The 20789-nt window shown below is 55.9% G+C and carries 20 protein-coding genes, 1 tRNA gene and 1 other annotated feature; of the genes, 11 read left to right on the forward strand and 10 right to left on the reverse strand.

Features of this window, described 5'->3' with window-relative positions; translation table 11 throughout:
- Positions 1-64: 64 nt before the first annotated feature.
- From SYC_RS04640 to SYC_RS04655, 4 genes are all read right to left on the reverse strand, one after another.
- On the reverse strand, positions 65-292 hold the full coding sequence (locus SYC_RS04640; RefSeq protein WP_011377661.1) for a hypothetical protein: 228 nt from the start codon (positions 290-292) through the stop codon (positions 65-67).
- A gap of 6 nt (positions 293-298) precedes the next feature.
- Entirely contained in the window at positions 299-1600 is a 1302-nt protein-coding gene (gene hemL / locus SYC_RS04645) for a glutamate-1-semialdehyde 2,1-aminomutase (RefSeq protein WP_011243193.1), read from the reverse strand.
- 117 nt (positions 1601-1717) lie between these two features.
- Positions 1718-3982 carry a circadian input-output histidine kinase CikA gene (gene cikA / locus SYC_RS04650; RefSeq protein WP_011243194.1) on the reverse strand — a complete coding sequence of 755 codons (2265 nt, stop codon included), beginning with the start codon at positions 3980-3982 and terminating at the stop codon, positions 1718-1720.
- A 109-nt stretch (positions 3983-4091) separates the two neighbouring features.
- A complete protein-coding gene (locus SYC_RS04655) occupies positions 4092-4295 on the reverse strand; it encodes a heavy-metal-associated domain-containing protein (protein ID WP_011377659.1) in 204 nt (67 codons plus the stop codon).
- Between the two features lie 91 nt (positions 4296-4386).
- Between SYC_RS04655 and SYC_RS04660 the strand changes: the two genes are divergently transcribed.
- Positions 4387-4932 (forward strand): peroxiredoxin, encoded by a 546-nt coding sequence (locus SYC_RS04660; protein WP_011243195.1) that lies wholly within the window; start codon positions 4387-4389, stop codon positions 4930-4932.
- 128 nt (positions 4933-5060) lie between these two features.
- A complete protein-coding gene (locus SYC_RS04665; protein ID WP_011243196.1) occupies positions 5061-6968 on the forward strand; it encodes a fumarate reductase/succinate dehydrogenase flavoprotein subunit in 1908 nt (635 codons plus the stop codon).
- 97 nt (positions 6969-7065) lie between these two features.
- On the opposite strand, the gene SYC_RS04670 is transcribed toward SYC_RS04665, so the two are convergent.
- On the reverse strand, positions 7066-8832 hold the full coding sequence (locus SYC_RS04670) for an ABC transporter ATP-binding protein (RefSeq protein WP_011243197.1): 1767 nt from the start codon (positions 8830-8832) through the stop codon (positions 7066-7068).
- A gap of 255 nt (positions 8833-9087) precedes the next feature.
- A complete protein-coding gene (eno, locus tag SYC_RS04675; RefSeq protein ID WP_011243198.1) occupies positions 9088-10380 on the reverse strand; it encodes a phosphopyruvate hydratase in 1293 nt (430 codons plus the stop codon).
- 213 nt (positions 10381-10593) lie between these two features.
- Between eno and gloA the strand changes: the two genes are divergently transcribed.
- From gloA to rplL, 8 genes are all read left to right on the forward strand, one after another.
- On the forward strand, positions 10594-11007 hold the full coding sequence (gene gloA / locus SYC_RS04680; RefSeq protein WP_011243199.1) for a lactoylglutathione lyase: 414 nt from the start codon (positions 10594-10596) through the stop codon (positions 11005-11007).
- A gap of 87 nt (positions 11008-11094) precedes the next feature.
- Positions 11095-13782: an ATP-dependent chaperone ClpB gene (clpB, locus tag SYC_RS04685; protein ID WP_011243200.1), complete on the forward strand. Its 2688-nt coding sequence runs from the start codon at positions 11095-11097 to the stop codon at positions 13780-13782.
- Between the two features lie 104 nt (positions 13783-13886).
- A complete protein-coding gene (gene secE / locus SYC_RS04690) occupies positions 13887-14132 on the forward strand; it encodes a preprotein translocase subunit SecE (RefSeq protein WP_011243201.1) in 246 nt (81 codons plus the stop codon).
- 8 nt (positions 14133-14140) lie between these two features.
- Positions 14141-14758, forward strand: coding sequence for a transcription termination/antitermination protein NusG (gene nusG / locus SYC_RS04695; RefSeq protein ID WP_011377657.1), 618 nt, complete (start codon positions 14141-14143; stop codon positions 14756-14758).
- Positions 14759-14765: 7 nt separating this feature from the next.
- Complete coding sequence (gene rplK / locus SYC_RS04700) at positions 14766-15191, forward strand: 50S ribosomal protein L11 (protein ID WP_011243203.1); 426 nt, start codon at positions 14766-14768, stop codon at positions 15189-15191.
- 74 nt (positions 15192-15265) lie between these two features.
- Entirely contained in the window at positions 15266-15979 is a 714-nt protein-coding gene (gene rplA / locus SYC_RS04705; RefSeq protein ID WP_011243204.1) for a 50S ribosomal protein L1, read from the forward strand.
- Between the two features lie 46 nt (positions 15980-16025).
- Positions 16026-16165, forward strand: a sequence feature (ribosomal protein L10 leader region).
- Between the two features lie 42 nt (positions 16166-16207).
- The gene (rplJ, locus tag SYC_RS04710) at positions 16208-16735 is read left to right on the forward strand and encodes a 50S ribosomal protein L10 (protein ID WP_011243205.1); all 528 of its coding nucleotides are present in this window, start codon (positions 16208-16210) and stop codon (positions 16733-16735) included.
- 59 nt (positions 16736-16794) lie between these two features.
- Positions 16795-17181, forward strand: a complete 387-nt coding sequence (gene rplL, locus SYC_RS04715) for a 50S ribosomal protein L7/L12 (protein ID WP_011243206.1) — start codon at positions 16795-16797, stop codon at positions 17179-17181.
- Positions 17182-17482: 301 nt separating this feature from the next.
- On the opposite strand, the gene SYC_RS04720 is transcribed toward rplL, so the two are convergent.
- Complete coding sequence (locus tag SYC_RS04720; protein WP_011243207.1) at positions 17483-18625, reverse strand: DUF3747 domain-containing protein; 1143 nt, start codon at positions 18623-18625, stop codon at positions 17483-17485.
- A 91-nt stretch (positions 18626-18716) separates the two neighbouring features.
- Here SYC_RS04720 and SYC_RS04725 point away from each other — a divergent pair, with 91 nt between their 5' ends.
- Complete coding sequence (locus SYC_RS04725; RefSeq protein ID WP_011377654.1) at positions 18717-18923, forward strand: hypothetical protein; 207 nt, start codon at positions 18717-18719, stop codon at positions 18921-18923.
- Here SYC_RS04725 and speE read toward each other — a convergent pair.
- The 3 genes from speE to SYC_RS04740 all read right to left on the reverse strand — a co-directional run bounded on the left by speE (position 18920) and on the right by SYC_RS04740 (position 20685).
- The gene (gene speE / locus SYC_RS04730; protein ID WP_011243208.1) at positions 18920-19780 is read right to left on the reverse strand and encodes a polyamine aminopropyltransferase; all 861 of its coding nucleotides are present in this window, start codon (positions 19778-19780) and stop codon (positions 18920-18922) included. The two genes, SYC_RS04725 and speE, sit on opposite strands and share 4 nt — an antisense overlap.
- A 50-nt stretch (positions 19781-19830) precedes the next feature.
- A complete protein-coding gene (locus SYC_RS04735; protein WP_011243209.1) occupies positions 19831-20595 on the reverse strand; it encodes an HAD family hydrolase in 765 nt (254 codons plus the stop codon).
- 18 nt (positions 20596-20613) lie between these two features.
- Positions 20614-20685: transfer RNA gene (locus SYC_RS04740), tRNA-Gln, on the reverse strand.
- Between the last annotated feature and the right edge of the window lie 104 nt (positions 20686-20789).

A 20789-nucleotide genomic window follows, 5' to 3' on the forward strand; every position in this document is an offset into this window, starting at 1 on the left:
GAAGGCTCAGCGATCGCTCAGCGGGCTTGTACTATCTCAACCCACTTGACCTAACGGCAGCAGCTCACAACAAAATGACGATCGCAATCAGGATCAAAGCCAGCGCGCCCGAAAAGTAGAGCGCCTTCATAAACTGCCGCGAGACCAGGCCGATCAGCAGACTCAGGAGAATTCCCAGGAGAATCAAGCCGATGTAAATCGAAGTTTCTCCCCGCTGCGACACCAAAGGATTGCCCCCAGCCGCTTGGGCCAAGAGCAATCCCTCCGACAGCAAGCGTATTGATGCTGTCATTGCGGCTTACAGCGCACTCATCACCGTACGAGCAGCTGCCAGCGTGGCATCAATGTCCTCTTCAGTGTGAGCCAACGAGGTAAAGCCCGCCTCAAACTGCGAGGGGGCAAGGTAGATGCCTTGCTCCAGCATGCCGCGATGGAAGCGACTGAACTTTTGCAAGTCCGACTTTTTGGCGTCTTCGTAGTTGTGCACAGGGCCTTCCGTGAAGAAGAAGCCGAACATACCACTCACCTGACCACCGCAAGCCGCATGACCGGTTTCTTGGGCGATCGCCAACAAACCATCACTCAGGCGCTTGGTGATCTGGTCAAGATATTCGTAGGTGGCAGGCTGGCGCAGCAGCTCCAGGGTTTTAATCCCAGCCGTCATCGCCAAGGGGTTCCCCGACAGAGTACCCGCTTGGTACATCGGGCCAGCCGGCGCGACCAGCTGCATGATCTCGCGTTTACCGCCGTAGGCACCCACCGGTAGGCCGCCACCGATGATTTTGCCCAAGGTGGTCAGGTCAGGCGTAACGCCAAACTTTTCTTGCACGCCACCGTAAGCAATCCGGAAGCCAGTCATCACTTCATCAAAGACCAGCAGGGCATCATGCTCCAGCGTGATTTCCCGCAATCCTTCCAAGAAGCCAGCATCTGGGACGATGAAGCCCGAGTTACCGACGATCGGCTCAAGAATGACCCCAGCAATCTCACCGGGATTTTCCGCGAACAGTGCCTTGACTGCCTCGAGATCGTTGTAGGGCGCGGTCAGGGTATTGGCCGTGGTGCTCTTGGGTACGCCGGGCGAGTCTGGCAGGCCGAGGGTCGCCACCCCAGACCCCGCCTTGACCAAGAACATGTCAGCGTGGCCGTGGTAGCAGCCTTCGAACTTGATGATTTTGTCGCGGCCCGTATAAGCCCGCATCAAGCGCAGCACCGCCATACAGGCTTCGGTGCCGGAATTGACGAAGCGCACCATCTCGATGCTAGGCACTGCATCGATCACCATTTCGGCGAGGACGTTTTCCAATGCACAGGGTGCCCCAAAGCTTGTGCCCTTTTCCATGGCAACTTTGAGGGCTTCGATGACTTCTGGATGCGCATGCCCGCAGATGGCGGGGCCCCAGGTGCCGACGTAGTCGATGTAGCGATTGCCGTCCACATCCCAGGCGTAGGCATCTTTCACGCGATCGAAGACGATGGGTTGACCGCCAACGGATTTAAAAGCGCGCACCGGCGAACTGACGCCACCCGGCATCAGTTTTTGAGCCGCTGCAAAAATTTCGTCTGATTTGATGGTTTTAAAGGGAGAGGACGTGACCAAAGCAATCTCCTCGCAAACAAGCCGCGCGTCGCCAGCGAGCGATGCTGACAGCCTCCTCATTATCCTGCATTGGTTCAATCGCAGCTCAATCCGTTAGGGACTGTTGCAACACAACCGCTAGGAACTCGGGCGATCGCCCTCTGACAGGTTGGGTGGGCAGAGCCCCTGCAAGGTCGTCAACAGCAGCTGCGGATCTAGGGGCTTGGACAAAATTGCTGAGGCTTGGGCTGTGAGTAAGGGATCGACGGGTGGTTCTCCCAAGAACAAAACTAACGGGGGATGGGGATCGGCTTGGTGTTCTCGGAGGTGCTGCAGCAGAAGTAAGCAGCTCTGATCGGGCGGTGGCCAAGCCATCAGAATCACAATGGGCTGCAGTAAATCGAGTTGATCAAGAGCTGTGCTGCCATCGACGAGCCAGATCACCTTAAAGCCCGCCGCCGTCAACATTTCACAGACGACCGTAGCTGCTTCATCCTCTTCTTCCAGTAAGAGAATGTGGCCAGCGGGCAAATTATCGATGGACGGTCTAGGCTCGACGGGTTCGATCAGCGTTTGTTCGGGGATCCAGACTGTAAAGGTACTACCCTGACCGACGGTTGATTCAATTTGAATGTGACCGCCATGTAGTTCAACCAGCTGCTTGGTTAGAGCCAGCCCTAGGCCCGTGCCACCGTACTGGCGGCGAATGGAAGTATCGAGCTGTTGGAACTTTTGGAACAGCTGAGCTTGTTCACTTTCAGGAATTCCAATTCCCGTATCACTGACTTGAAAGATGGCGCGATCGCCTTCTCGCCAAACCCGCAGGAAAACAGTTCCTTGGGGTTCAGTAAATTTGACAGCGTTACTGAGAAGATTAATGAGAATTTGGCGCAATCGCTTTGGATCGGCTCGGAAGACGTCCACACGGTTGTTGAGCTGGAGATCCAGCATGAGCTGAATCTCGCCTAAACGGGCTTTTTCCTGCAGGGTATTGAGGGTTTGGGTTGCCAGTCTTGAAAGGGAGAATGGACGCACTTGTAAGGCTGCTTTACCTGCCTCAATTTGAGACAGATCAAGAATGTCATTGATCAGTTCCAGCAGGTGTTCACCGCTGTCATGAATCGCCTTTATATATTCCCTTTGCCGCTCGGTCAAAGGGCCAAAGGCCCAGCGCAGCAACGTACTTGACATCCCAATCACACAGGTCAGAGGCGTCCTGAGTTCATGACTCATGGTGGCCAAAAACTCACCCTTGGCCGCATTGGCCGCTTGGGCCAAGGCAAGAGCATCAATTAGCTCTTGGGTACGTTCCAGCACGCGGTTTTCTAACGTCTGTGTCTGATCTTGGAGCTGACCGTAGAGCTGTGCTTGGTAAATGGCGATCGAGAGGTGTTCTGCTAGGTGCTGGAGAATATCACGCTCCCGAGGTTGCCACCGATGATCTTGCTGGCATTGATGGGCAACGAGTAAGCCCCAAATTCGCCCCTGCACTAGGATCGGAATTTTACAAACCGATCGCACTTGAACACGTTCATAGAAGGAATACTGCTCCGGCAGTCTTTCCTTATAGAAGCCAACTGAATCAATGAGAAGCGTTTCCCCTTGCTGGAACCGTTGCCATTCCTCTGTCGTGATTAATAGCCCTGGTTGGACTAGAGGATCGATCACCGACAAAAGTGCTTCGTTGCGACGATCTTCGTAGGTAATGTAGGACTGACTTGGAATATAAAGTGGCCAACGTTGATCGAGTCCAGCGTCAAGACATTGCGGCTTAAATTGATAGATAATCGCACGATCGGCATTAAGCAACTGACGAATTTCACGGATCGTAGTTGTCAGAATTTCTGAGAGATCTAAACTGAGACGAATTTGTGCAGAGACTTGACTGATCAGGCGATCTTGTTCTTCTTGCCAATGAAGAGCTTGTTCTAGCGGTTGACAGACGGAAACAGCAGGATATTGAGCTGCTAATGGTGCTCGATCAGCAGCGATCGCGGCAATCAAAAGATTACTGAATTGACTGATCAAGTCTGGGTTGAGACTGAGGTCGCCGAGTTGAGCCAAGGCAGGCTGGTATTCAACTGGTAAATTCGTCGCTTGGCAATAGCGCTGAATACTGTCAGCACCAAACTGCACACTGACATGGTGAGGTTCGCTTAAGGGGTGAGGCTGGCAATACTCTGCGGCAGTCCGCCCTAACAACAGCAGCTGAAACCCTGCTGCGATCGCGATCGCACAATCTCCCGTTTGGGTCCGCAGATGCGTATGCAGCGATCGACTATCCCAATAAAACGCTTGGGGCAGTGTTGCCACAAAATCTTGCAAAGCACTCTGTAACTGAGCAAAACCTTCAGGAGTCAGCCGCTGGCTGGCAAGGGAGCAATTTGAGGATGGTGCCAGCATAGGCAAAACCTGCGATTTAGCAGGCTTTTAGTCATTTAATTGCATTGTTACAGAGATTTTTCGACGGGTTAGAAAGTCCCCATAGGCTTTTAACATCTGGCGTATTTCGTTACCTCAGCTCTGGGTGATAGCCCGCCGTCGCGATCGCCACCTGTATTGCTGCAGCTGAGCAGCTAGTGATCACCGTCACTTGCTTGGAGGCGGGGTCAGCTTGAACCTGAGCTTGCGGATCGGTGGCCTGAATCGCTGTTTCAATTGCTGCGGCGCAAGCACCACAGGCCATATCAGACACGTGCAGTTGAATTGCAGGCATGGAGTTCGCTGAGCTAACGCCGTTTTGTTCAGTCTAGGCCAGCAGCTGTCCTCGTTAGACTGAAGGCGATCGCTTGGATAGTGGAAAAGAGATGCCGGTCAGTCGTCGCCAATTACTCCTCAGCTCACTTTTGGCTTTGCCAGCCCTCGTTTTGGCTCCGCGATCGGCCCAAGCCTTAGGTGGCCCTCAGCCGCCCGTGGATGAGCCCGCCCCGGACTTTTCCTTGCCCACCGACGATGGCCGCGAGCGTCTATCCCTCGCTGACTTCCGGGGACAGTGGCTGGTGCTCTACTTCTATCCCAAGGATGGAACCCCCGGCTGCACCCTCGAAGCCCAGCGTTTTCAACAGGATCTGGCTGCCTATGCTGAACGCAATGCCCAAATCGTCGGGGTCAGTGCCGATGATCTCAGTAGCCACAGTCGCTTCCGAGAAAACGAGGGACTGTCCTACCCCCTGTTGGCTGACGTCAAAGGCGAGGTCAGCAAACGCTATGGCTCTTGGCTAGCTCCTTTCAGCCTGCGCCACACCTACATCATCGATCCAGAAGGGGTGCTGCGCGCTAACTTCACCGCAGTGCGGCCGGTGATTCATAGCAAAGAAGTGCTGGCCAAATTGGATGAGTTGCAAGCGGGGTAGGCCAATCGAGCGATCGCAGAAGAATAGGGTTTAGGCCTCGGGCTGCGATCGCTTCCCCCAGAAATTCTGGAGATCTACGCCTACTGGTTCAGAATCAAAAGCAGTGTGATTGCCCTGAGTATCGTGCTGTGATTCTGAATGCCCAGCTGCCCCAAGGCCCTCTGGCAGGGGCTTGGCAGCGCTACCGTGACACATTGCCGTTGATTAGTCCGCTGCGCAAGCGGCAGTTCGACATTCTGGTAGTGGGTACAGGTCTGGCCGGGGCTTCTGCCGCCGCAACCTTGGCGGAACAGGGCTATCGAGTCAAGGTTTTTACCTACCACGACAGCCCACGACGAGCCCATAGCGTGGCGGCTCAGGGCGGGATCAATGCCGCCAAAAACTACCAGAACGACGGGGACAGCGATTTTCGGTTGTTCGCCGACATGCTCAAAGGCGGAGACTTTCGATCGCGCGATGCCAATGTCTACCGCTTGGCAGAACTGAGCGGCGCCATCATTGATCAATGTGAGGCCCAAGGCGTCCCCTTTGCCCGCGAGTACGGCGGCACCTTAGCGAATCGCACCTTCGGCGGTGTTCTCGTCTCGCGGACTTTTTATGCACGGGGACAAACGGGTCAGCAGCTGCTCTACGGCGCTTACGGCGCTTTGATGCGTCAGGTGGCGACGGGGACGGTGGAATTACACACCCATGCCGATGTCCTTGACCTTGTAACCGTCGATGGCAATGCGCGGGGTCTGGTGATTCGCAATCTCCGCACAGGAGAACTGTCCATTGAAACTGGGGCAGCGGTCCTGCTCTGCACGGGTGGTTATAGCAACGTCTATTACCTCTCAACCAATGCGGTCAAGTCCAACGCTTCAGCGACTTGGCGGGCGCATAGACGGGGCGCATTTTTTGCCAACCCCTGCTTCACCCAAATTCACCCCACCTGCATTCCCAGTGGCGATGCCTATCAGTCAAAACTGACTCTGATGAGCGAGAGCCTACGCAATGATGGACGCGTTTGGGTTCCGGTACAAGCAGGCGATCGGCGATCGCCGGATCAAATCCCCGAGATCGATCGCGATTACTTTCTAGAAACCCGCTATCCTCGCTACGGCAACATGGTGCCGCGGGATATTGCCTCCCGTCAGGCAAAACGGATTTGCGATCGCGGCTACGGCGTTGGTGGAACGGGTCGCGCCGTCTATCTGGATTTTGCAGAGGCGATCGCCCGCGATGGTCAGGCCGAAATTCAGCGCAAATACGGCAATCTCTTCGACATGTATGCCCGCATCAGTGGCGAGGATCCCTACGCCACGCCGATGCGCATTTACCCTGCACCCCACTACACCATGGGCGGACTGTGGGTGGATTACAACCTGATGAGCAACCTGCCGGGTCTATTCGTGCTGGGCGAGGCCAACTTCTCCGATCACGGGGCGAATCGGCTGGGTGCGAGTGCCTTGATGCAGGGCCTCGCCGACGGTTATTTCATTGCGTCCGCCACCGTTACCGGCTGGCTTGCTGGTCAGTCCCAGACTGCCATAACACCCGATCATCCGGCCTGTCAGGAAGCCCTTGCTGAAGCTCAAGCCCGCATTGATCAATTGCTCGCGATTCAGGGCGATCGCAGTGTCGATAGTTTGCATCGTGAACTGGGCGAGATTTTGCTAGATGCTTGCGGCATCAGCCGCGATCGCGATCGCCTGCTCAAAGCGCGGCAACAGGTTCAACATCTACAGCAGACTTTTCGCGATCGGGTGCGAGTTCCGGGTTCAGCAGCCGGGTTGAATCCTGAGCTAGAGAAAGCGCTCCGGTTGGCTGACTTTTTAGAGCTGGGTGAACTGATGATTGTGGATGCTCTGCACCGTGAAGAATCCTGCGGGGCCCACTTCCGCGAGGAACATCAAACTGAAGACGGTGAAGCCCTGCGACGAGACGATCAATTCAGCTATGTCGCAGCTTGGGAATACAGCAACACAGAACCACAACTGCATCGCGATCGTTTGGAGTTCAAGACGTTAGTTCCCAGCCAGCGAAACTATCAATAGCGCCTCCATTTAAGCAATAAGGGGCTTTAGTCCCCCGCCTAGATCGCTCTCCCACAAGAACAGCAACCGTTCGAGTCAAAACACCTCAAAATCTGGTTTAAGCGCAGAGTTCCTCCAACTGTTGACGCTCCCAAAGGCTGCGATAGAGTCCTTCCGTCGCTAACAGTTCACGATGCGATCCGCTCTGAACTAAATGACCACGATCGAGCACCAAAATGCGATCGGCCGTTGCGGCAGCAGCTAACTGGTGTGAGATGAAGATCACGGTTCTCTGGCGATCGCGATCGCCATTCAAAGCCTGCAGAATTTGCGTTGCTGTTTGGTTGTCGACACTCGCTAAAGCATCATCCAAGATCAGAACCGGCGCTTGCAGCAACAAGGCGCGGGCCAAGGCCGTGCGCTGACGTTGACCACCCGAAAGCGTAATCCCCCGCTCACCCACTAAGGTGTCGTAGCGACGCGGGAAATTGAGAATTTCGCGATCGATTTGTGCCTGTTGAGCGGCGGCAATAATCTCGGCTTCACTGACCTCAGGATTGCCGTAGCGAATGTTGTCGCGAATCGGCAAGCTGAAGAGAAAACTATCCTGCGGCACGTAGGCGATCGCGCGGCGCAGGCTATTCAGTGATAGCTGCGTAATGTCCAACCCATCTAAGAAAATGCTGTCAGTCGGAACATCCAGCAAACGGGGCAAAGCGTTGGCTAGCGTTGATTTACCCGAACCAATCGGCCCAACAATCGCGATCGTTTCGCCAGGCTGAACCATGAAACTGATATTTGAGAGCGCGGGTTGAGGCTGGCCCGGATAGTGAATCGTGAGTCCATCCACTTTAATCGCACCAGTCAACTCAGAAGGCGGCACCACCAAGGCTTCAGGAACATCTTGGATCAGCGGTGGATGCTGGAGAATTTCTTCAATGCGATCGACGCTGACTTCACCACGCTGAAAAGCGGTAATCGTAAAGCCGAGTAATGCCGTCGGGAAGACCAGTCGCTCGACGTAGAGAATCAAAGCAATTAAGTCGCCCACCGTAATGCGATTGCCTTCGATCGCTTGTCCTCCCAGCCAGAGCAAAATCAACAGGCTAAAGCTAGCTAAACCTTCTAAGAGTGGAAAGAGAACGTTTCGAGTTTTTGTGAGCTTGAGGTTCGATTTCAGCAGCTTTTGATTCAGTCGACCAAAAGCTGCTCTTTCGTTCGATTCTTGCGCATAGATTTTGATCAGCGAAATGCCACTCATATCCTCTTGGATCAGCTGGCTAATCTCCGATAGCTCCTCCTGCACATCCTGCTGTTCTTGCCGCAGTCGCTGACTAAAGAGTTGAACCAGTAGCAACAGAATTGGATAGACTGCCAACGCTGCCAAACTGAGCAGGGGATCGATTGCCAGCATCAAGGGCAACGTCAGCACGTAGGCAAAGATTGTGTTGACCAGACTGAGAACCGCAAAACCGACCAAGCGGCGAATACTTTCCACATCACTGGTGGCGCGGTTGATCAAATCTCCCAGCGGCATATTGGCGAAATAGGTGGGTTCGAGCCGCAGCAAATGTTCAAATAGACGCTGCTTGAGATCGAACTCCACCTTGCGGCCTACCCCAAAGAGCAAAACCCGCGAGGCCATGCGGATCACCCACATGACCGAGGCTAGCCCCAAAATCAGAGCGCTATAGCGAACGACGTCCCCAAAGCCCAGGCCGTCTTGGACGTCATCGACGCAAGTTCGAATCAGCAGGGGCAGAACGACACCCACTCCATTGACCGCCAGCAGCGCCACAATGCCCAGAACGGCAGGCCGCCAATAGGGACGAATGTATTGCCCCAGCATGGCGAGGCGTTGGCGCGAAGAAAACGAAACGGACATCCACAGCTCGATGACGGCAACCTGTTGATCCTAGCGATCGCCGGCGGGGATGCTTGGAAAATGTGCCCCAGCGAACTCGACAAGCCGGGGTGGATGGTTTCTTACTTGCGGCAATGAGCCAGTTCGATCGGTGACTTAGCCGGATTTGCGATCGCTGCGCCAAATGCCGTAGCAAGCAATCAAAAACAGGATGAACAGAGGAGCGACCCCCAAGAGATCGCTCCAATTGCCATCCGTGGTGGCGAGAGGCAGCACCTAGCGGCCTTTCGGTCCTAGGCCGATCGCCCCTGCATAGAGCGCGTTTTCGCCGAGTGCTGCTTCGATGCGCAGTAAGCGGTTGTACTTAGCGATCCGTTCGCTACGGCTGAGTGAACCAGTCTTGATTTGACCAGCGCGGGTGGCCACGGCCAGATCGGCGATCGTGGTGTCTTCGGTTTCGCCAGAACGGTGGCTAATCACCGAGCGATAGCCGCTGCGAGTTGCCAAATCGATCGTGCGCAGTGTTTCCGTTAGCGTGCCGATCTGGTTGAGTTTGATCAACACCGCGTTGCCGACGCCCTGCTCAATCCCTGATTGCAGGCGATCGGGGTTGGTCACAAACAAATCATCACCGACCAACTGCACGGTGCTGCCGAGCTGCTGAGTCAGGGTTTTCCAGTTGCTCCAGTCGTCCTCTTGCAGGCCGTCTTCGATCGAAACGATCGGGTACTGGCTGACCAGATCGGCCAGAATGCCAATCATGCCGGCAGGTTCGTGGCTAACGCCATCACAGGTGTAGAGGCCATTTTTGTAGAACTCGCTGGAGGCGACATCCATCGCCAGAGCGACCTGTTCACCCGGCTTATAGCCAGCTGCTTCGATCGCAGTCAGCAGCAGTTCCAAGGCTTCTTTGTTGGAGCCGAGGTTGGGTGCAAAGCCCCCTTCGTCGCCAACACCGGTTGCCAAACCTTTGTCCTTGAGGACTTTGGCCAGCGCATGGAAGACTTCCGCACCCCAGCGCAGGGCTTCTTTAAAACTCGGTGCGCCAACCGGCATGATCATGAACTCTTGGAAGTCCACGTTGTTATCAGCGTGAGCACCACCGTTGATAACGTTCATCATCGGCACGGGCAGCACATTGGCCAGCGGTCCGCCCAAGTAGCGATAGAGCGGCAGATTCAGGCTGGTTGCAGCGGCATGGGCCGTTGCCAAAGAGACGGCCAGAATGGCATTGGCACCCAAATTCTTTTTGTTAGGCGTGCCATCCAGCGCGATCATCGCCTTATCAAGACCCTCTTGATCAAGAGCGCTCAATCCGATCAGCGCATCTTCGATCGCAGAGACATTTTCAACCGCTTTCTGAACGCCTTTACCACCGTAGCGGCTGGGGTCGTCGTCCCGAAGTTCGTGAGCTTCAAAGGTGCCGGTAGAAGCACCGCTCGGCACTTGGGCTAAACCTACGGATCCATCTTCGAGGTGGACTTCTGCCTCAACCGTAGGGCGACCCCGCGAGTCGAGAATTTCGCGGGCTGTGATCTCGGCGATCTGCGTCCCGTAATCGTCTGGCATCGGCGGCAGTCTTCCTTGGCTATGTGACAGTCGAAGCAATGGGGCCCCAGAAAGGGGACTTCCCAGAGGTGTGGCGATCGCCAATGTCTAGGACATCGGTTAGGCCGTTACAAATCATACCGGCTCACCTTTCAGGCTTCTGCGTTGCAGCGATCGCGGCCCACTTCCTTCCACAATGGGAAGAACGCCAATCTCAGCCGGAGGCACGACCTGATGCGACTACTGCATACGATGCTGCGAGTCGGGGATCTGGAGCGATCGCTACAGTTTTACTGCGAGATCCTGGGCATGCAGTTGCTGCGGCGCAAGGACTACCCCGGTGGGGAATTTACGCTGGCCTTTGTGGGCTACGGCGAAGAAGCAGACCACACCGTCCTCGAGCTCACCTACAACTGGGGCAAAGAGCAATACGAGCTGGGCGATGCCTACGGTCACATTGCGATCGGCGTCGACGACATTTACGCCACCTGCGAAGCGATTCGCGCCAGAGGCGGCAAAATTAGCCGCGAGCCCGGCCCCATGAAACATGGCAGCACCGTGATTGCCTTTGTTGAAGATCCCGATGGCTACAAAGTCGAATTAATTCAAACCGGGACTTCTGGCGCCAGCGCCCAGCCCGCCGCCTAAGCTTTGAGTCGCGATCGCCAGCCTCAGCCCACCTGAGATAGTGGAACCGGAGCGATCGCTCGCCCACCCGTCAGTTTTAGAGTTTCCATGCAGCCCACCGACCCCAATCGTTTTACAGACCAAGCCTGGGATGCGATCGTCGAATCGCAAACTGTGGCTCGCCAACTGCGGCAACAGCAGCTGGAAGTGGAGCACGTCCTCCTGGCCTTGCTCGATCAGGAGTCGGGGGTAGCTGCAGAAATTTTGGCGAAAGCAGGGGTGGCAGTTGCCAACCTGCGGCAACCCCTCGAAGACTTTGCACGACGGCAGCCTCGCAATGCCTCGGGTACGCAGCTCTACCTAGGACGCGGCCTCGATCGCCTGCTGGACTTAGCAGAACGGGCGCGAGAACTCTGGCAAGACGAGTTCATCGGCGTTGAGCATTTGCTGATGGGCTTCGTGGAGGACGATCGCATCGGTCGTCGCTTGGCGCAGGGTCTCAAACTCGATGCCAAAACACTCGAGACAACGATTCAAGCGTTGCGATCGCCCGCTGCCGATGAGGCTGAAGCAGAAGAGAGCGAACCCAGCTATCCCTTCCTCAGCAAGTACGGTCGCGATCTGACAGCGCTGGCGGAACAGGAAAAACTCGATCCGGTGATTGGCCGTGATCTGGAAATTCGTCGCGTCATTCAAGTGCTATCGCGGCGCAGTAAGAACAATCCCGTCCTGATTGGTGAACCGGGTGTCGGCAAAACTGCGATCGCCGAAGGCTTGGCCCAGCGGATTGTTGCCGGTGAAGTACCGGATTCGCTCAAGCAACGGCGGCTGATCAGCCTCGATATGGGTTCCCTGATTGCTGGTGCCAAATATCGCGGTGAGTTCGAGGAGCGGCTGCGGGCAGTTCTGCACGAGGTCACCCACTCCGATGGCCAAATGGTGCTGTTCATCGACGAGCTACACACCGTCGTCGGAGCTGGGGCAGGTCAGCAAGGCAGCGCCATGGATGCGGGCAACCTGCTCAAGCCGATGCTGGCGCGGGGCGAATTGCGCTGCATTGGCGCGACAACGACCGATGAATATCGCCGCACGATCGAGAAGGATCCAGCCCTCGAACGACGCTTCCAACAGGTCTACGTCAGCCAGCCCAGCGTCGAAGACACGATCGCAATTCTGCGCGGCCTCAAGGAACGCTACGAGGGCCACCACGGCGTCAAGATTACCGACGGCGCTCTGATGGCAGCGGCTAAACTCTCCCATCGCTACATCAGCGATCGCTTCTTGCCCGATAAAGCGATCGACCTGATCGACGAAGCCTCAGCGCAACTGAAGATGGAGATCACCTCCAAACCCAGCGAGCTGGAGGATTTGGAACGACGGCTCCTGCAACTGGAAATGGAGCAACTGTCACTTAGCGGCGAGAACGGACAGGCCAGCGTTCACAGCGATCGCCTTCAGCAAATCCAGACTGAGCTGCAAACGCTGCAAGAACAGCAAGCCCGACTCAATCAACAGTGGCAGCAGGAAAAGCAACTACTGGAAGAACTCGGCCGCCTGCAGGAGGAAGAAGAAACCCTACGTCAGCAGGTTAATCAGGCCGAACGCGAGCATGACCTCAACAAAGGTGCTGAGCTGAAATTTGGGCAACTGGAAGCCCTGCAACAACAGCGGCAGGCGATCGAGGAGCAGATTCAAGCCCTGCACGCCAATGGGCAAACCTTGCTGCGCGAGCAGGTAGAAGAAGCCGATATTGCCGAAATCGTGGCGCGTTGGACCAATATTCCGGTGCAACGTTTGCTGGAGTCGGAGCGCCAGAAGCTGCTCCAGCTCGAAAGTTTCTTGCACCAACGGGTGATCGGCCAAGATGAAGCGGTCGTCGCCGTCGCTGCGGCGATTCGGCGAGCACGAGCGGGGATGAAAGATCCCAGCCGCCCGATCGGGTCGTTCCTGTTCTTGGGGCCCACGGGTGTCGGTAAAACCGAGCTAGCTCGCGCCCTCGCCAACTGTCTGTTCGATGCCGAAGATGCGCTGATTCGCTTCGACATGTCGGAGTACATGGAGAAGAATTCGATCTCGCGCCTGATTGGGGCGCCCCCCGGCTACATCGGCTACGAAGAAGGCGGGCAGCTCTCAGAAGCCATCCGGCGCCATCCCTACGCGGTAGTGTTGTTCGACGAAGTCGAGAAAGCGCATCCCGATGTGTTTAACCTACTGCTGCAGGTGCTCGACGATGGCCGGATCACCGACTCGCAAGGCCGCACCATCGACTTCTGCAACGCCGTGATTGTGATGACCAGCAACATTGGCAGCCAGTTCATCCTGGAGATGGGTGAAGAGGAAGCCAGCCTCGACGCGGTGGAGCTGAAAGTGCTGGGAGCGCTGCGGCAACATTTCCGGCCAGAATTTCTCAACCGGATCGACGACACAATCCTGTTCCAACCGCTTTCTCGCGGACAGTTGCAGCAGATTGTGGACATCCAATTGCAGCGGCTCAAACGACTGCTGGCGGAGCAGGCGATCGCTCTCAACGTCACACCAGCAGCGGCAGCCAATCTGGCCGATCGCGGCTACGACCCCGTCTACGGCGCACGCCCCCTGAAGCGGGCAATCCAGCGGCTAATCGAAAATCCCGTCGCTTCACTGATTCTTGAACAGCAATTTGACGCCGGTGATGCACTGATCGTCGATGTCGATGCCGAGGGACAGCTGCAATTTCAAGTCAGTAAACCCGTTACAGCCACTGTTGTCGAGCCGGATGACAGCCCTGCGATCGCAGTGGAAGCCATTCCCTCTTAGGGTGTTTTCCGTTATTCTAGATCCTCGGGTGTTTGTCGGTTTTACCGGCATCCTCGCCGCTGAACTGCCAGCCGGATGCGATCGCATCCGCAAGAGGACCTTCTGTGAGCAAAAACAACGCAGCCGAAAAAGTACGGAAGAGCAACGTTCCTGACGAAGCTTCTTCTGGTCTCAATCTGGTGAGTTTCCTACAAGAAACTCGGGCCGAACTGAGTAAAGTCGTCTGGCCATCGCGACAGCAACTCATTAGTGAGTCTGCTGCCGTTCTGCTAATGGTCAGTCTCTCGGCAACGTTGATCTACCTGATCAACGAACTGTTCAGTTGGGCGTCTAGTCGCGTATTTGGGTGAACTTCACTGTGACCGACCAATACGAAGAGCAGTTGCTCTCCGCAGATGACAGCGTTGCCAGTGAGAAGGCTCGCTGGTACGCCGTTCAAGTGGCCTCAGGTTGCGAAAAACGCGTCAAAGCCACGCTTGAGCAACGGGTACAGACCCTTGATGCGGCTAATCGCATCCTTCAGGTCGAAATCCCCGAAACGCCAATCGTCAAGCTCAAGAAGGATGGCAGTCGTCAATCGGCTGAAGAAAAAGTCTTTCCAGGCTATGTGCTAGTGCGCATGATCCTAGATGACGACGCTTGGCAGATTGTCCGAAACACTCCTCACGTGATCAACTTCGTCGGCGCCGAGCAGAAGCGCCCGTACGGTCGGGGGCGCGGCCACGTCAAGCCGATGCCACTCAGTCCAGGCGAAGTTGGTCGCATTTTCAAGCGGGCTCAAGAGCAAAAACCCACAGTCAAAATCGACCTTGCCGAAGGCGATCAGATTTTGGTGCTCTCCGGTCCGTTCAAAGACTTCGAAGGCACTGTGATCGAGGTCAGTCCAGAACGCAGCAAGCTCAAAGCTCTGCTGTCCATTTTTGGACGCGACACGCCAGTGGAATTGGAGTTTAACCAGGTTCAGAAGCAGAACTAGTTCTCAGATGGCAAAAAAAGTCGTTGCACTGATTAAGTTAGCCTTGCCCGCTGGCAAAGCTAACCCGGCGCCTCCCGTGGGTCCTGCCCTGGGTCAGCACGGCGTCAACATCATGGCCTTCTGTAAGGAGTACAACGCCCGGACCCAAGACAAAGTTGGCTTGGTCATTCCGGTCGAAATCTCCGTTTTTGAAGACCGCAGTTTCACCTTCATTCTCAAAACCCCGCCCGCTTCGGTGTTGATCGCCAAAGCTGCTGGGATTGAGCGTGGTTCGGGTAACCCCAACAAAACCAAAGTCGGCAAAATCACGACCGCGCAACTGCGCGAGATTGCTGAAACCAAACTGCCGGACTTCAACACCAAAAACGTTGAAGCCGCCATGCGCATCGTCGAAGGCACTGCCCGCAACATGGGTGTCACGATCGCCGACTAGGGTCGGGATTCCTGTCGTTCATTTTCAAAAAGGAGTGGGGAGAGGTCAGCCCTCGCTAACACCCCGAAAACACCATGACTCGTAAAGTTTCTCGTCGTCTGCAAGAGCTGCAGAAGAAAGTTGAAGATCGAGCCTACGAGCCTCTTGCGGCTCTGAACCTGCTCAAGGAAACGGCGACTGCCAAGTTTCCGGAGTCGGCAGAAGCTCACATCCGTCTCGGCATCGATCCCAAGTACACTGACCAACAGCTGCGGACAACCGTTGCGCTGCCCAAAGGCACCGGTCAAACCATCCGCGTTGCTGTCATTGCCCGGGGTGAAAAGGTCGCTGAAGCCAAGGCTGCAGGCGCTGACATTGCCGGTTCTGAAGAACTGATCGAAGAAATCAGCAAAGGCTTCTTGGACTTTGACTTGCTGATCGCCACACCCGATGTGATGCCCCAAGTGGCTAAACTCGGTCGGCAACTTGGTCCCCGCGGTCTGATGCCCTCGCCCAAAGGTGGCACAGTCACTTTTGATCTTGAACAGGCCGTTAACGAGTTCAAAGCTGGTAAGCTGGAATTTCGTGCCGATCGCACCGGGATTGTGCACGTCCTGTTCGGTAAAGCCTCCTTTTCGGCAGATGACCTCTTGGCTAACCTTAAAGCCCTGCAGGAAACCATCGACCGGAACCGTCCTTCGGGCGCTAAAGGCCGTTACTGGCGGAGCGTTTACATTTCGGCAACCATGGGACCCGCCATCGAAGTCGACATCAACGCCCTGCGCGACCCGAAGCTGGCTGAAGCCTAAACAGGGTTTAACACTCATTTCTGAGTTAAGAGTATTGCTCAACCGTTGTAACTAAATAGCATTACCAGAGACAGCAGGTGTTGCACCGCAACTGAAGCATCCTGCCGAGGTAGTCCCCACAGTCTTCGTACTGTTGATCTATTTCGCTCTGGCAACCGAATTTGCCGGAGCTTTTTTGTTGCAAGAGCAAGATTCCATTCCGATTCCCGCCCAGGAGGTGAGATAAAGATGGGAAGAACGCTAGCCAATAAGCAAGACATCGTCACTGAGCTCAAAGGGCTTGTTGATGAGGCGCAAATGGCGTTTGTCGTCGACTACCAAGGCCTGACGGTCGCTGAAATCACCGATCTCCGCAATCGTCTGGAAGCCAGCAACTCTGTCTGCAAGGTGACCAAAAACACCTTGATGCGTCGCGCGATCGCTGATGCCGACGACTGGCAGCCTCTAACCGAATTGCTCAAAGGCACTAACGCCTTTGTGCTGGTCAAAGATGACCCGGGCAGTGCCATTAAGGCCTACCAAGCGTTCCAGAAAGACACCAAGAAGACTGAACTTCGCGGTGGTCTACTGGAAGGCCGTCTGCTCAGCAGTGATGAGCTGAAAGCCATTGGCGATCTGCCGTCCAAGGAAGTCCTGATTGCGCAAATTGCTGGCGCAATCAACGGTGTAGCAACCAAGCTCGCCGTGGGCATCAAAGAAGTCCCGAATTCTTTGGCACGCGGTATCAAAGCCGTTTCCGAACAAACCGACGCGTAATTGCTGCGCTGGTTTGTGTCTGATTGTTGTCCAAACTGATTCCAACGGAGTGCGAAAGCATGTCTGCTAAAACCGACGAAATTCTCGAATCTTTGAAAACCTTGACCCTGCTGGAAGCAGCAGAACTGGTCAAGCAAATTGAAGAAGCCTTCGGCGTGAGCGCTGCTGCTCCTGTCGGTGGTGTTGTGGTAGCTGCCGCTGCTGGCGCTGCTGCTGAAGCCGTCGAAGAGAAGACCGAATTTGACGTTGTCCTGGAAGAAGTTCCGGCCGACAAGAAGATCGCTGTCTTGAAAGTCGTCCGCGGTATCACCGGCTTGGGCCTGAAAGAAGCCAAAGACTTGGTGGAAGCAGCTCCCAAACCGATCAAAGAAGGTGTGTCCAAAGACGACGCCGAAGCAGCCAAGAAAGAGCTGGAAGAAGCCGGCGCCAAAGTCAGCGTCAAGTAGTTCGAGTAGCTTGAAGGCAGGACTCTCTGTCTTCAAGCCGTTTTACTCAACTTCTGCACAAAAGAAAGGGACTTGGTTTTCCAAGTCCCTTTTTGATTGGATTGTTACTGGCAGGGCGTTGCGTGTGAAAAACGAGAATTCACACCAGCCTAAAAATATCTCTGAATAGGAAAAACCTCCGGGCGTCTTTCCGTGTTTCGACTCCGGAGGCTTATTCCTTTCACTCCTCACCTGCGCTAATACTAGCGGGTGACTGTCGAGCTGGCAAGCTTTGACTATGCCGGTTAGCTAATTGTCCTACTCAGCGACCAAACTCGACTCTGCCGTTGAGTCCCCCTTGCTGGCTGAGGTGGGTTTGCCACTGTTCCGCTAGGCTGCGGTTGCGGAAGGGGCCGAGTGCCACTTCGCGCGGCCCCCGCTCAAAAATATTGCTGGCGGGAACTCCCAGTTGTTGAATCCGCTGAATTAAGGCCTGAGGGCTACCGGCGGTGACCGGCACAATCACCAGAAAGGCATCGCTGCTGAGTTGTCCATTCCGGCTGATGGTGAAGCGATCGGGATTACTGGCGGTGCTGGGCGTTGCAGTCGGTGCAGGGGTCGGCGATCGCAAGGGACGAAGGGAGGGAGTCGGGGCTGGCGTGACAGGTGTGGGTTGCTGGGCTGCTGGAAAATTGGGCGATCGCAAAGGGAGGGTGGCTGCGGGAGCCGGTGTGATCGGCATCGCTGGACGAGTGGCTGGGCTCGGGCTGAGGTTCGGCTGATCGAGGCGCACCACGGGAATCGGAATCGGTTGCTGATCTCCCACACTAGGCAGCGCTGACGGAGTGAGCGGCCGCAAAGCGGCAGAGGGGGTCTGCTGAGGGGCGATCGCTACCAAATTAGGATTGCTGGCACTGTAGGCCGCCAGGGTCTGATCGGCGGAGAAGTAGTAGTGTCCGAGAGGTTGTCCTTCGTAGGTGCGGCGGGCCAGTTTCCAGTTGGGAAGTAGGTCGACCTTGAGAAAGTCACGCACTAGGCGGCGCGTAGTACCTAGGGGAATGGTAGGGCTGCGACCATCAAAAGGCACTGCCACGAGCAGCGCTTGGGACTCTTGGGTACGGACTTCGAGACGGTAGCGCAGACCCAACTCTTCACCGCCCATGCGCAGGGAATAGCCATTGCTGTCAGTAGCGCGATCGCAAATGCCAGTGAAGTCAAAGTTGAGCAGCAGCGGCTCGACGGTACCATCGCCGCGATCGCGCCAACAGCGCTGACTGCCAATCTGTTTCTCTTCAATGACCAGCACGTCGTAGCGGTTGATGCCAAGCGGACGCAGGATGACCACGGCCTGTTGTTCTGCGATCGGCTGTTGTCCAAACAGGGCGGCTTGGGCAGGGGGGACGGGGACGGCTGCCAACCCTCCAGCAGTCAGTAGGGCAGCGGTGATGAGTGGATAACGACGCATTGGAAGAGCCTCCGGGCCATTCGCAGACAAGTTTTAGCAGATTGTGAAAGCAGACTGCTAGGATACGCCTGCAAAAAGGAGGGAGTCTGTTGTGGATTGGCTACTGGCCGGTTGGCCAACCCCGCTACTAGAAATTGCGATCGCGGCCGCGATCGTCCACTGTGCAGCGGGTCTCTGGGCTACGGCGATCGCCACACGCAAAGGCCACAGAGCAGGTCAGTGGCTACTGATCGGCTTGATTGGCGGCAGTTTTGCAGTCTTGCTCAGCCGCCGCCTGAGCGATCGCACAAATCCTTAGCCTTGACGAGCGCTCAGACCCCGACGAACGAAATTAGGCTGGGCAAAAGCCGCTTGATGAATGTCGCGATTGTAAATTTCGACTTGCGGCTCAATCGCAGCAAGGCGATCGCTCTGAGGTTTCTGGAATTGTCCCGGCGTATCACTAGCGTAGAGCCAGCTCCACCAGCCGCTCGGATACATCGGCACCCAGCCGTAGTAGGGCTTCGCCTCAGCGAACACGGCTGAGAGCGTTTCAATCATCTCCAGGTGAACCGCGAGGAAGCTATCGGGCGACTCGGCTTGGCTGGCAAAGACCCCACCCGGTTTAAGGACGCGGCGGCAATTTTCGTAGAACTCGCGGTTAAACAGACCAGCAGCAGGGCCGGCCGGATCGGAGCCATCGACGAGAATAACGTCGTAGCTGGCGTCGGGCGCAGTCTGGACAAAGGCGATGCCATCGCCAATTTTGACGTTGAGGCGCGGGTCTGCCCAAGCAGTGCCGATCGCCCCCAAATATTCCTGAGACAACTCGACGACGCGGCCATCAATTTCGACGAGATCGACTTGCTCAACCTCGGCATAGCGCAAAACTTCACGGACGGTGCCACCATCGCCACCACCAATCACGAGCACGCGCGCAATGCTGGCAGCCGTCGTCAGGGGTGGATGGACGAGATATTCGTGGTAGCAAACCTCACAGCGCTCAGCCGTCATCCAGCAGTCGTCGAGCAGCAAACCCCGTCCGTAGTGCTCGGTATCGACGATCGTGATTTTTTGAAAGGGACTGGTTTCTTCCCAGAGGATTTGCCCCCGCAGACCGTAGCGAACGCGATCTTCAAAGACTTCGTCAATCCAAACGGGTGCGTCAGCGCTCACAACAATCCCTCGGGGCAGCAGTAGGTCAGCCCTCTATTGTACGAGGCGCATTATGACTCGACGGGTGATGCAGCCAACGCGGGCGATCGCCCGCTGCTGAAGTCGGTCAACCGGAGCAATTGAATGCGATCGCTCGTCATCGCTTGTTGGCGATCGCGATCGGTGTTGTAGCCCCAATCCGCGAGGTAAAGATCAACGCTTTCGAGCTGGGCAGCCGCTTCCAGGGCCGGTAAGCGGTCTTCGACAAAAGCAATTTGCTCAAACTCCACTTGCAGTTGAATCAGGGTTTGAGTCTTGGGGACGCCAACTTCCTTGCCGTAGATCGCCAAAGGCGGCTGAAGATTTGGAATCTGTTCCAGTAACTCGGCGATAAAGCGGCCATCTTTGGTGGAGATGATCACCCAAGGTGCGGTCTGCTGGGCCAAACGCTCCGCCACGCCGGGGTAAAAGTGATGCAGTTGCAGCCACTCCTTGCGATCGCGCTTAATCCAGCGATCGCGAACCCGATCCATTGCTTGAGAGAGTTCTGTGGTGGTTAGGCCCCAGTCTTTCAAGACGCGATCGCAGAGCTGAGGCCAGTCTGCCAACACCTCTGCATCTGCAACTTCCCTCCGTAAGGCTTGCAGCAGCACGGGCATCTCCCAACCCTGCTCAATCACGGGCCGTAGCAACCGAAAGCGATCTTCTAGACTCGGCTCAGGCACTTCCGGCCAACTGGGATCGCGATCGCAGCCCGCCTGCCAAGCCGCGAGGAAATATTCGCGCAAGCCATCACACAAAACGCCATCGAAATCTAGGGCGAGAAGGGATGCCATAACTGATTCAGAGAAGAACTGGGGCGCTAGGATTCGAACCTAGGAATGGCGGAACCAAAATCCGCTGCCTTACCGCTTGGCGACGCCCCAATGGCTGTGCCTTAACTAAATTAAAAGCCTGAAAATGCTTTGTCAAGTTTTTTCTCAAGATTTTCTGCCTGCGCTGGATGGGCAAGCAGAACAAGTAGCCGAGG

It is taken from the genome of Synechococcus elongatus PCC 6301 (assembly GCF_000010065.1).
Classification (GTDB): Bacteria; Cyanobacteriota; Cyanobacteriia; order Synechococcales; family Synechococcaceae; genus Synechococcus; species Synechococcus elongatus.